Raw genomic sequence first — 10,104 nt, 5'->3', positions numbered from 1 at the left:
ACCACGCGGTGGGACACGACCGCGGCCTCTTCCAGGGCGGAAGGGCGGCCCCATCTCTGCGGCAGCACCGCCGAGGGGAATGCCGCATGTTCATCGCCATGAACCGTTTCCAGGTCGCGCCGGGCTCCGAGGCGGAGTTCGAGCAGCTCTGGATGAGCCGTGAGTCGCAGCTGCACACCGTGCCGGGCTTCGTCGAGTTCCACCTGCTGCGCGGGCCGGAGCGGGAGAACCATGTGCTCTACGCCTCGCACACCATCTGGCAGGACCGGCAATCCTTCGAGGGCTGGACCCGGTCGGAGGCTTTCCGCATGGCGCACCGTGGCGCCGGGCAGAGCAAGGTGCTGTATCTCGGCCCGCCGCAATTCGAGGGCTTCGAGGTGATCCAGACGGTGGGCCATTCCGCCCCCGCGGCCTGACAAGGAAAAGGGGCGGTTCCCCGGGCGCCGCCCCTGCCGGCGGTGAGCCGGCGCGCCGGCCGCCTCAGCCCAGGCCCCGGCCCGGTGGCGGCACGCCGCGCTCCAGCCGGGCCTTCACCGCCGCCCGCACCACCGGCCGCAGCCGCTGGTAGCTCAGCCACAGCAGCGCCGCGCCGGCCAGCAAACCGCCGATCGCCAGCGGGTCCGGCTCGGGGCCGAGCTGCCGCGCCAGCCAGCCGCCCACGCTGCCCGGCATCAGCACCAGCGGCGCCCAGATGATGGCGGACAGCACGTTGGCGCTCTGGAACGGCCAGTTGCGCATGCCGACCACGCCGGCCGCCAGCGGCGTCACCGCCCGCATCGGGCCGAGGAAGCGGCCGATGAACACCGCCCACCAGCCCCAGCGCTGGAACACCACCACCGACCAGGCATAGATGCGGCGGCAGGATTTCGGCAGCCGCCGCCGCACCGCATAGGGCCCGACCAGCCTGGCCAGCCAGTAGCCGGCGGCATCGCCCAGGATGCCTCCCGCGATGCAGGCCAGCAGCACCGGCACGGGCGCGACCAGATCGCTCCCCACCAGCGCGCCCACCGCCAGCAGCAGCGCGGTGGATGGCACCACGATGCTGACGACAGGGAAGGATTCGAGAAAGGCGATGAGGAACGTCACCGGGGCCGCCAGGTCGGCATTGGCGCGCACCCAGGCCTCGAAGGCCGTGGTCCAGTCTTCCAACATGAGCGGAGCGGTAGCAGAGGAGAAGGCCGCCGCGCCAGCGAAGGCTGCGCGAGGATGGCGGAAAGGCGGGCCCAGGCGGTCTCCGGCGGCGCCGGGCGCCGCCGGGGCCTGTCCGCCTCAGTTCACCCGCAGGTCGTATTCCTTCACCAGCCGGCCGAACCGCTCATATTCCGAGTTGTGGTAGGCGGTGAAGTCGGCGCGGTTGCGCGGCAGGATCGGCATATCCATCCGCTTGAAGCCTTCCACCACGGCGGGCGCCGCCACGGCCTTGGCGCAGGCTTCCTCGATCTGCCTCAGGGCGGCATCCGGCGTGCCGGCGGGCGCGTAGAGGCCGGACCAGATGGTGAAGTTCAGGTCGAAGCCCATCTCCCGCATCGTGGGCGTGTCCGGGAATTCCCTGGCCCGCTCGGCGCTGAAGATGGCGATGGGGTGCAGGTTGTACTGGCGGACAAGGTTGCCCTGGTCGGTGAACAGGAAAAGCTGCTTGCCCGCCATCGCCTGCATCACCTCGCCCGAGCCGCGGAAGGGGATGTGGTTCATCTCGATGCGGGCCAGGCGCTCCAGCGAGATCATGCTGATATGCGGGGTGCCACCGGGACCCGTGCTGGCATAGGCGAAGGCGCCCGGCTTCTCGCGCGCCCGGGTGATGAGGTCCTGCAGCGTCCGCAGGCCCGAATCCTGCTGCGTCATCATCACCACATGCGCCGCCGAGATCTGGCAGACGGGAATGAAGTCCGTTTGCTGGAATGGCGCGCCGCGCGTGTGCGGGGTCAGCACCAGCGAGCCGCCGGGCGCGAACAGGATGGTCTCGCCATCCGGCCTGGAGCGTGCCAGTTCCAGTGCGCCCACCGTGCCGTTGGCGCCGGGCGAGTTCTTGATCACGACCTGCCGGCCCAGGGCCTTCGCCATTTCCGGCTGCAGGATCCGCGCCATCAGGTCCGAGGCGCCGCCCGGCGGATAGCCGACGATCATGGTGAGGGCGTTCTGGGCCATTGCGGATGTGGCGCCGGCCAGAAAACAGGCCAGCGCCGCCACGAAAGCAGCGTAGCGCATTGTGTTTCTCTCCCATGTGTTCTTTTTCGTTCTGCGCCTGCAACTCGACCATCAAAGAAAGAATGGCGCAAGCCGCCCAGGAGCCGCCTGCCGCGCCAGCGCCTCCACCGGCGTGGCGCCCCTGATGCGCTCTTGAAAAATGCGGCCTGAAAGGCGAAAACCGGCCGCCCTGGTACCGGCAGTTGAACGCTGTTTGGCGAAATCGCTGCCCGGCCCGGGCCTGAGGTTCCCCTTCAGGGGCGTTTTCAACGCGATGCCGGGTTAGCACAGCGGTAGTGCAGCGGTTTTGTAAACCGAAGGTCGGGGGTTCGATCCCCTCACCCGGCAAAACGGCCCTGCCCGGCCCTCCGAAATCCCGAAGCGGCCAGCAGGCCCACCGGCTCCCCGGAAGGCGGGGCATGGCCATGTTGGAGGGGTGGAACGGGGAGAAGCGGGATGAAGGCCAGTCCGGGCATGGTGGTCCTGAACATCGAGACCCTGAAGCTCGCGGTCCCGAGGCTTGCGGTGCTGGGGGGCCTCGCGCTTGCCCTGGCCGGCTGCGCCAGCTGGGAAAAGCCCGGCGCCACGGAGGCGGAGAAGCGGGCGGCCCTCGGCCAGTGCGAGGCGATCGGGCGCCAGCTCCCGCCCGAATGGCAAACCTATGTGGAACGCCCCGGCTACTGGGAGCCGTCGATCACCCGGTGCAGCGCGGATGGGCGGCGGTGCTGGACCCTGCCCGGCGGCTTCCGCCCCCCGCAATACCGGACGCGCGACGCCGCCGCGCCGTTGCGGGACTCGGTTGTCGGCGCCTGCATGCGCGACCAGGGCTGGACCAGGACGGGCGGGCTGTAGCGCGGCGCCGGGGGTGGAGAATTTCCTGTCGCCCGGAAGGGGGCGGCTGTGTTGTGCTGGGCCCCCTTGGAGCGGCGGCAGGCGGCGGGCAGGCAGGCGAGGAGCGGGCAGGGATGCGGGAATTTCCGGCGGGCAGCGGCGGCGGCGGCGCGGGGAGGGAGGCCGGAGCATGTCCCTGATCGGCCATAATGGCGGCCCGCCCCTGGAGCCGGAGCCCGACCTTTCCTGGAATGGCTGGAACTGGCGCCGCGCCAGCCGCAAGGCCTGGAAGACGCCGCCGCGCGAGATCGCCCTTCGCCGCCTCGCCCGTGCCGAGGAGCTCGGGATGAGCTACCGCGAATACGCCCTGGAGATCATGGAGCGCGGCCGCCACCTTTAGCCGGGCCGGGGTGGGCACCGTGCGGCGGGTGGCGGTGGTGGCGCCAGGCGAGCCATACGCGCAGCACCAGCCAGCAGCCCATGGCCCAGGCCGCGCCGAGGCACCATCCGGCCAGCACGTCGGTCGGCCAATGGACGCCGAGATAGACCCGGCTGCTGCCCACCAGCAGCGCCAGCCCGATGGCGACGCCAAGGATGTAGGCCTTGAGCCGCCTGGAGGGCGTCACCCCCGCCAGCAGCGTGCCGAGCGTCAGGTAGCAGGCGGCGGAGAGCATGGCGTGGCCGCTCGGGAAGCTCGCCGTGTGGACCTCGGCCAGATGCGCCACGAGGTCGGGGCGGGGCCGGCCGAAGCCCAGCTTGAGCAGGCTGTTCAGCGCCATGCCGCCGCCGAAGGACACCACCAGCAGCGTGGCGGAGAGCCATTTGCGCAGCATCAGGATGTAGCCCAGCGCCACGCCCCCGATCAGCAGCAGCACGGCGTGGCTGCCGAGCGCGGTGTAGTCGCGCATCATGATCTCGAGCCAGAAGGGCCCGACCGGGTCGGACCTGTCGGCCGGGTTGCGCAGCGCCAGCAGCAGCGCCTCGTCGAAGGCGTGGGTCTCGCCCTCCAGCGCCTCGTCGATGATGGCGGCGAAGGCCAGCATCCCGCCAGCGCAGACCAGCAGCGCCGCCAGGGTGACGAACTGCCCCCAGCCGAAGCGGCGGGTCAGGTTGGCCAGGGTGTCGCTTCGCATCCAGGATTCCGCTTGCCGATGCGGGGAAGACGCCGCCATCTCCCAGGAGTTGCTCCGCTTCCGCATCCCGCCGCCCGCTCGCGCGTTTCCCGCCGGGCGCGGTGGTGCCCGGAAGCCAGGGCCATCTCGGGAGAAAGGGCACAGGGTGCGGAGCTGCGGCGCGATCATGATCCCAACAGCCAGGAGCAGGGCCAGCGGAAGCGGGGCCGCCCGGAGCCTGGCGGCCATGGCCCCGGCGGCGGGGCGGCGGGGGCGCGGGCCGTTCCATGGCTGAGGCCGGCAGCCGGGCGCTCCTGATCGTCAACCGCAACGCCCGCAATGGCGGCGCCGCCCTGGACGCGGCGCTGGCGGTGCTGCGGGATGCGGGCTGGTCGCTGGTGGAGCATCCCTGCTCGCCGGGCCAGACGGCGGCCGAGGTGATCCGCGCCCGCGCGGCCGAGGGCTTCGGCGCGGTGATCCTGGGGGGTGGCGACGGCACGCTGAACGGCGCCGCGCCGGCACTGATCGAGACCGGCCTGCCCTTCGGCATCCTCCCCCTCGGCACCGCCAACGACCTGGCGCGCAGCCTCGGCATCGCGCCCGACCCGGTGCAGGCGGCGGAGGTCATCGCCGCCGGCGCGCTGCGGCCGATCGACCTCGGCGAGGTGAACGGCAGGCCCTTCTTCAACGTCGCCAGCATCGGCTTCAGCGCCACCCTGGCCAAGGGGTTGGGGCGGGACGAGAAGAAGCGCTGGGGCAGGCTGGGCTATGCGCTGGCCGCCTTCCGCCTGCTGCGCCGGGTGCGCCGCTTCACCGCCTGGATCACCCATGACGGGGTGACGGAGAAGGTGAAGACCATCCAGGTCTCGGTCGGCAACGGCCGGCACTATGGCGGCGGCATGACGGTGGAAAGCTCGGCCACGCCGGATGACGGCAAGCTCGACGTCTACAGCCTGGAGCTGGACCATTGGTGGCGGCTGCTGGCGCTGCTGCCCTATCTGCGGCGCGGCACCCAGGGGCAGTGGCGCGACGTGCGCGCCTTTCCCACCACCGCCTGCGAGGTGCGCACCCGCCGCCCCATGCCGGTCAACACGGATGGCGAGCTGAGCGCCACCACGCCGGCGCGCTTCCGGCTGCTGCCCCGGGCGGTGCGGGTCTTCGCGCCTCCCTCCAACCCCCTGCAAGGAATGCCTTCCTGATGGACTCGCTGCTTGCCCTGGCTGCCGATCCAGCCGCCTGGATCGCCCTCGCCACGCTGATGGCGATGGAGGTCGTGCTCGGCATCGACAACCTGATCTTCATCTCCATCATCACCAACAAGCTGCCGCCCGAGCAGCAGGCGCGGGCACGGCGCATCGGCATCGGGCTGGCGCTGGTGCTGCGGCTGGCGCTGCTCGGCACGGTGGCCATCATCGTGCGGCTCACCGCGCCGGTGTTCGAGGCCTTCGGCCACGGCTTCTCCTGGCGCGACCTGATCCTGATCGCCGGCGGCCTGTTCCTGGTGTGGAAGGCCACCAAGGAGATCCACCACAACGTGGACCCGCCGGCGGAGGGCGACATGTTCGAGGGCCGGGCGACGCTGACCTTCGGCAGCGCCATCGCGCAGATCCTGTTGCTGGACCTCGTCTTCTCGATCGACAGCATCATCACCGCGGTGGGCATGACGCCGCACGTGCCGATCATGGTGATCGCGGTGGTGACGGCGGTGGCGGTGATGCTGCTGGCCGCCGACCCGCTGGCCAGCTTCATCAAGGCCAACCCGACCGTGGTGATGCTGGCTCTGGGCTTCCTGCTGATGATCGGCATGACGCTGATCGCCGAGGGCTTCGGGGCGCATGTGCCGAAGGGCTATGTCTATGCCGCCATGGCCTTCTCCACCCTGGTGGAGGCGCTGAACATCTTCAGCCGCCGGGCGAAGCGGCGCTCGGCCTGACCGGCTCCGGAAACCGGATGAAGATTAAACAGTTTTAATATTTAGGAAGCGGGCCGCCGGCATGCCGGCGGCCCGCGCCGCTTTCCGGAGGAGATTGCCATGAGCCTGCCCATCACAGCCGAGCGCCGCCTGCTGACGGAGGCCGAGTTCGGGCTTGTCGCGCGCAGCCACTACCCGGATGTCTGCGGCATGCCCAAGCCGGAGCTGGTCGAGATAGCCCGGCGGCTGCGGGCGTTCCGCGACAAGGCGCGGGACGTGGGCCGCGGGCGCCGCCGCGAGATGCGCGGCAAGGCCGAGCCGCGCGGCGCGGCGCCGGCGCGGGACGAAAGCGGCCTGTCGCTGAAGAAGCAGGTCTTCGCCTCGGCGCTGAAGCGGGTGAACAAGGAGATCGGCCGCCACGACGCCGCCCTGCGGCGGCCGGCGCAGGGCGAGATCGCCCGCCGCGCGCTGGAGATGAAGCAGGCCCGCCGCCTGCGCCACCATCCCTCGGCCGGGTGCACGGCGCGGACCGGCATGCGCCCTATGGGGCATGACGGCGCCACCGCGGGGGTGGACCCGCGCCAGGCCGGCAGCGTCTCGCAGGCCACCAGGGACAGCCAGGCCCGCCGGGACGGCTGAACGGGCGGGCGGGAAGGGCGGGGAAGGACCCTTCTCCCCGCGCCCGTTCCCTTTCAGACCCCGCGTTGCAGCCCGCCATCGACGGCGATGGCCTGCCCCGTGACATAGGCCGCGAGGGGGGAGGCGAGGAAGGCGACCATCGCCGCCACCTCCTCCGGCTCGCCCAGCCGCCCCATCGGGATGTCGGCCGCCACGCGCTCCAGCACCGCCTGCTCGGAGATGCCCTCGTCCTTCGCCATGGTGGCGGCGCGGTTGCGCCAGAGCGGCGTCAGCGCCCGTCCCGGCGAGACGCTGTTCACGCCGATGCCTTCCGGCGCCAGCTCCACCGAGAGCGTCTTGGCCAGCGCCAGCACGCCGGCCTTGTGGGTGTTGGAGACCACCTGATGCGCCGTCGGCTGCCGGGCGGACACGGCGCCGAGCAGCACCACCCGCCCGCAGTCCGAGCGGCGCAGGGAAGGCAGCAGGGCGCGCACCACCCGCACCGTGCCCAGGATGTTGAACTCGTAATTGGCCAGCCACTGCGCGTCCGTCAGCGCCTCGAAGCTGGAGCGGTGGCTGCCGCCGGCGGCGCAGACCAGCGCGTCGAGAGGCCGGTCCTCCCACAGCGCGGCCAGGGCCGCCACCTGCTCCGGCGCGCCCTGGTCGCAGCGGGCGGTCCGCGGCCGGATGCCCGTTTCCCGCGCCAGGGCCTCGGCCGCCTCGGCCAGGCGGGCCTCGTCGCGCCCGGCGATGGTGACGCGCGCGCCCTCGCGCAGCAGCAGCGCCGCCGTGGCGCGGCCGATGCCGGAGGTGCCGCCGACCACCAGCGTCTCGCGTCCGTTCAGTTGCAGGTCCATGCGGTGTCCTTCTGCGGGAGGCTCATTCCGGCCTGGTGCCGGAGGCCTGGAGGATGGGGCGCCACTTCTCCGTTTCCCGCTTCAGGAAGCGGGCCAGCTCCTCCGGCGTGGAGGGGCGCGGCTCGGCGCCGTGGTGGGACAGGGAGGAGACGAGCTGCGGGTCGGCCAGGCACTCGCGCAGCGCGGCGCTGAGCTTGGCGGTCACGGGGGCGGGCATGCCCTTCGGCCCCATCATGGCGTACCAGTTGGCCACCTCGAAGCCGGGCACGGTCTCGGCCACAGCCGGCACGTCGGGCAAGAGCGGGCTGCGCCGGGCGGTGGGCACGGCCAGGGCGCGCAGCTTGCCGGCCTCGATCAGCGGCAGGGCGGTGGGGGCGGTGGCGAAGGAGAAGTCCATCTTGCCGCTCACCAGGTCGGTCATGGCCGGGCCGCCGCCGCGATAGGGAACGTGGGTGGTGCGGATGCCGGCCAGGTGGTCGAGCAGCGCGCCGCCCAGATGCCCCGCGCCGCCGATGCCGGAGGAGGAATAGTTCAGCGCCTCCGGCCGCGCCCTGGCGGCGGCGATCAGCTCGGCCAGCGACTTCCAGGGCCGGTCCGCCGGCACCACCAGCACGTTCAGCACGTCCGCGAACAGGCCGATCGGCGTGAGGTCCGCCTGCGGGTCGAAGGCGAGGTCGGTGAACAGGCTGGGGTTGATGGCGAGGGCGGAGATGGTGCCCATCAGCAGGGTGTGGCCGTCCGGCGCTGCGTTGACGACGGCCTGGGTCGCGACGTTGCCGCTGCCGCCGGGCCGGTTCTCCACCAGCACCGGCTGCGCGCCGCCCAGCGCCGCCTGCAGCCGCGGCGCCAGCAGGCGGCTGGTGATGTCGGTGGCGCCGCCGGGCGCGAAGCCGACGATGAGGCGGACGGGACGGTCCGGATAGGGGAGCGGCGGGCCTGCCGCCCCGGCCGGGGCGGGCTTCAGGGCGGCCAGCAGGGCGGGCAGGGCGAGCGTGGCACCCAGCAGGGCTCGGCGCTGCGGCATGGGCGTTTCCTTGTTTCTCGCCGCGCCGGCCCTGTCGGTTGAGGGATGCGGGCCGGTCGCGGTGATGGTTCCCGGCCGGCATGCTGCGGCGCTGTCTGCAAACTGTCAACAAACTGCTGGGTGTCGACAACCCATCCGCCGTCATGTTCCATGGGCCCATGTCCACCATTCCCCCTCCCAGTCCCGAGGCGCTCCTCCGCATCGCCGGCCGCCGGGCGGCGTCGCTGGCCGATCTGGCGCATGCGGGCATCGAGCGGATGATCCTGGAGGGCGAGCTGGCACCGGGGGCGCGGCTGAACGAGCTGGCGCTGGCCGGGCATCTCGGCGTTTCGCGCGGGCCGCTGCGCGAGGCGCTGCGGGGGCTGGAGCGGGAAGGGCTGGTGCAGTCCGGCCCCGCGCGGCGCGGCATGAGCGTGCGCCGGCTGGATGCCGCCGAGGTGGCCGAGCTGTATGACACGCGCGCGCTGCTGCAGGGCTTCTGCTGCGCCCTGCTGGCGCGCCGCGCCACCCCGCCGCAGATGGCCGCGCTGCGCGCCCAGGTGGCGGCGATGGCGGCGGCGCTCTCGGCCGGCGACGCGGCACGCTACTACGCGCTGAACCTCGCCTTCCACGACGCCATGCTGGAGGCCGCGGCGCACCGCCGCACCGCCGCCCTCTACCGCGCCATGCTGAAGGAAAGCCATCCGGTGCGCCGGCAGATGCTGGACGCGGCGGAGAACCGCGCGGCCAGCAATGCCGAGCACGCCGCCATGCTGGACGCCATCGCCGCGGGCGAGCCGGAGGCGGCGCGGCGGGCGGGGGAGGCGCATGTGCTGGCCGGCAAGCGCCGCTGGCTGGCGGCGCTGGGCGGGGGGTAGCAGCCCGCCCCCCTCCGGCCCTCGTCAGGCGGCGAGCAGCTCGTCGGCGGGGCCGAAGAACTCGTGGTGGATGCGCGCCGGCGGCACGCCCCGCGCCACCAGCGCCGAAACCAGGACGCGCAGGAACGCGCGCGGCCCGCACAGGTAGAAATCCGCCTCGTCCACCGGCGTGTTGGCGAGCAGCCAGTCCGGCGTGATCCGCCCGGCGATGTCGTAGTGCTGGCCCTGCCGGTCCTGGGCGCGCGGGTATTCATAGAAGGTGGTGGTGGTGATGCGCCTGGCGGAGGCGGCGGCCAGGGTCCGCGCCTCGGCGCCCAGCGCGTGGGTGGCGCCGGACAGCGTGCCGTGGATGAACCGCGCGGGCGGCATGGCGGGGTCCCGCGCCACGGCGTGCAGCATGCTCAGCAGCGGCGTCTGCCCCACCCCGCCGCTGAGCAGGACGATGGGCCGCTGCGGCCGCTCGGGCAGGAAGAACTCCCCGGCCGGGGCCGCCACCTTCAGGCGCGTGCCGGGCTGCGCCGTGTCGTGCAGCCAGTTGGAGGCCAGCCCGCGCGGCTCGCGCTTCACGCTGATGCGGTAGCGGGCGCCGCCGGGCGCGGAGGAGATGCTGTAGTTCCGCTTCAGCGGCGGCCCGCCGGGCAGGTCCAGCCAGAAGGTCAGGTACTGGCCGGGGCGGTGGCGCAGCAACGCGCCGCCATCGGCGGGCGCC

General features: G+C 72.5%; 13 protein-coding genes and 1 tRNA gene. 8 read left to right on the top strand and 6 right to left on the bottom strand.

What is annotated here, in order from left to right:
- Nucleotides 1-86 precede the first annotated feature (86 nt).
- Nucleotides 87-416 (top strand): antibiotic biosynthesis monooxygenase family protein, encoded by a 330-nt coding sequence (locus CR162_RS14460; RefSeq protein WP_099096246.1) that lies wholly within the window; start codon nt 87-89, stop codon nt 414-416.
- 64 nt (nt 417-480) lie between these two features.
- On the opposite strand, the gene CR162_RS14455 is transcribed toward CR162_RS14460, so the two are convergent.
- Nucleotides 481-1,152 (bottom strand): DedA family protein, encoded by a 672-nt coding sequence (locus CR162_RS14455; protein ID WP_099096245.1) that lies wholly within the window; start codon nt 1,150-1,152, stop codon nt 481-483.
- 117 nt (nt 1,153-1,269) lie between these two features.
- Nucleotides 1,270-2,205, bottom strand: a complete 936-nt coding sequence (locus tag CR162_RS14450) for a Bug family tripartite tricarboxylate transporter substrate binding protein (protein ID WP_099096244.1) — start codon at nt 2,203-2,205, stop codon at nt 1,270-1,272.
- 255 nt (nt 2,206-2,460) lie between these two features.
- Between CR162_RS14450 and CR162_RS14445 the strand changes: the two genes are divergently transcribed.
- The 3 genes from CR162_RS14445 to CR162_RS14435 all read left to right on the top strand — a co-directional run bounded on the left by CR162_RS14445 (nt 2,461) and on the right by CR162_RS14435 (nt 3,415).
- Nucleotides 2,461-2,532, top strand: a tRNA-Thr gene (locus CR162_RS14445).
- Nucleotides 2,533-2,640: 108 nt separating this feature from the next.
- Nucleotides 2,641-3,036: a hypothetical protein gene (locus CR162_RS14440; protein ID WP_141563161.1), complete on the top strand. Its 396-nt coding sequence runs from the start codon at nt 2,641-2,643 to the stop codon at nt 3,034-3,036.
- A 169-nt stretch (nt 3,037-3,205) separates the two neighbouring features.
- Complete coding sequence (locus CR162_RS14435; protein ID WP_099096242.1) at nt 3,206-3,415, top strand: hypothetical protein; 210 nt, start codon at nt 3,206-3,208, stop codon at nt 3,413-3,415.
- On the opposite strand, the gene CR162_RS14430 is transcribed toward CR162_RS14435, so the two are convergent.
- The gene (locus tag CR162_RS14430; protein ID WP_099096241.1) at nt 3,390-4,148 is read right to left on the bottom strand and encodes a phosphatase PAP2 family protein; all 759 of its coding nucleotides are present in this window, start codon (nt 4,146-4,148) and stop codon (nt 3,390-3,392) included. The two genes, CR162_RS14435 and CR162_RS14430, sit on opposite strands and share 26 nt — an antisense overlap.
- 266 nt (nt 4,149-4,414) lie before the next feature.
- Between CR162_RS14430 and CR162_RS14425 the strand changes: the two genes are divergently transcribed.
- The 3 genes from CR162_RS14425 (at nt 4,415) to CR162_RS14415 (ending at nt 6,678) form a co-directional block, all read left to right on the top strand.
- The gene (locus CR162_RS14425) at nt 4,415-5,326 is read left to right on the top strand and encodes a lipid kinase (RefSeq protein ID WP_099096240.1); all 912 of its coding nucleotides are present in this window, start codon (nt 4,415-4,417) and stop codon (nt 5,324-5,326) included.
- Nucleotides 5,326-6,060: a TerC family protein gene (locus CR162_RS14420; RefSeq protein ID WP_099096239.1), complete on the top strand. Its 735-nt coding sequence runs from the start codon at nt 5,326-5,328 to the stop codon at nt 6,058-6,060. The genes CR162_RS14425 and CR162_RS14420 overlap by 1 nt, the downstream gene beginning before the upstream one ends.
- A 99-nt stretch (nt 6,061-6,159) precedes the next feature.
- Nucleotides 6,160-6,678, top strand: a complete 519-nt coding sequence (locus CR162_RS14415) for a hypothetical protein (protein WP_099096238.1) — start codon at nt 6,160-6,162, stop codon at nt 6,676-6,678.
- A 53-nt stretch (nt 6,679-6,731) separates the two neighbouring features.
- Here the strand turns inward: CR162_RS14415 and CR162_RS14410 are convergent, their stop codons facing one another.
- Both CR162_RS14410 and CR162_RS14405 read right to left on the bottom strand, forming a co-directional pair.
- Nucleotides 6,732-7,514 carry an SDR family oxidoreductase gene (locus tag CR162_RS14410; RefSeq protein ID WP_099096237.1) on the bottom strand — a complete coding sequence of 261 codons (783 nt, stop codon included), beginning with the start codon at nt 7,512-7,514 and terminating at the stop codon, nt 6,732-6,734.
- A 22-nt stretch (nt 7,515-7,536) separates the two neighbouring features.
- Entirely contained in the window at nt 7,537-8,538 is a 1,002-nt protein-coding gene (locus CR162_RS14405) for a Bug family tripartite tricarboxylate transporter substrate binding protein (RefSeq protein WP_099096236.1), read from the bottom strand.
- A 158-nt stretch (nt 8,539-8,696) separates the two neighbouring features.
- On the opposite strand from CR162_RS14405, the gene CR162_RS14400 reads away from it, so the two are divergent.
- Nucleotides 8,697-9,395 (top strand): GntR family transcriptional regulator, encoded by a 699-nt coding sequence (locus tag CR162_RS14400; protein WP_176559859.1) that lies wholly within the window; start codon nt 8,697-8,699, stop codon nt 9,393-9,395.
- A gap of 24 nt (nt 9,396-9,419) precedes the next feature.
- Here the strand turns inward: CR162_RS14400 and CR162_RS14395 are convergent.
- Nucleotides 9,420-10,104, bottom strand: a 685-nt coding sequence (locus CR162_RS14395) for an FAD-binding oxidoreductase (protein WP_245870375.1), incomplete at its 5' end; no start/stop codon positions are given.

The organism is Teichococcus rhizosphaerae (assembly GCF_002631185.1).
Taxonomy (GTDB): domain Bacteria; phylum Pseudomonadota; class Alphaproteobacteria; order Acetobacterales; family Acetobacteraceae; genus Pseudoroseomonas; species Pseudoroseomonas rhizosphaerae.
The sequence above is the reverse complement of the archived record's forward strand: the minus strand, read 5'-3'. Positions and strand labels throughout refer to the sequence as shown.

Coding starts and splice junctions, on each gene's coding strand:
- CR162_RS14460 (WP_099096246.1), top strand. CDS start 87: ATGTTCATCGCCATGAACCGTTTCCAGGTCGCGCCGGGCTCCGAGGCG.
- CR162_RS14455 (WP_099096245.1), bottom strand. CDS start 1,152: ATGTTGGAAGACTGGACCACGGCCTTCGAGGCCTGGGTGCGCGCCAAT.
- CR162_RS14450 (WP_099096244.1), bottom strand. CDS start 2,205: ATGCGCTACGCTGCTTTCGTGGCGGCGCTGGCCTGTTTTCTGGCCGGC.
- CR162_RS14440 (WP_141563161.1), top strand. CDS start 2,641: ATGAAGGCCAGTCCGGGCATGGTGGTCCTGAACATCGAGACCCTGAAG.
- CR162_RS14435 (WP_099096242.1), top strand. CDS start 3,206: ATGTCCCTGATCGGCCATAATGGCGGCCCGCCCCTGGAGCCGGAGCCC.
- CR162_RS14430 (WP_099096241.1), bottom strand. CDS start 4,148: ATGCGAAGCGACACCCTGGCCAACCTGACCCGCCGCTTCGGCTGGGGG.
- CR162_RS14425 (WP_099096240.1), top strand. CDS start 4,415: ATGGCTGAGGCCGGCAGCCGGGCGCTCCTGATCGTCAACCGCAACGCC.
- CR162_RS14420 (WP_099096239.1), top strand. CDS start 5,326: ATGGACTCGCTGCTTGCCCTGGCTGCCGATCCAGCCGCCTGGATCGCC.
- CR162_RS14415 (WP_099096238.1), top strand. CDS start 6,160: ATGAGCCTGCCCATCACAGCCGAGCGCCGCCTGCTGACGGAGGCCGAG.
- CR162_RS14410 (WP_099096237.1), bottom strand. CDS start 7,514: ATGGACCTGCAACTGAACGGACGCGAGACGCTGGTGGTCGGCGGCACC.
- CR162_RS14405 (WP_099096236.1), bottom strand. CDS start 8,538: ATGCCGCAGCGCCGAGCCCTGCTGGGTGCCACGCTCGCCCTGCCCGCC.
- CR162_RS14400 (WP_176559859.1), top strand. CDS start 8,697: ATGTCCACCATTCCCCCTCCCAGTCCCGAGGCGCTCCTCCGCATCGCC.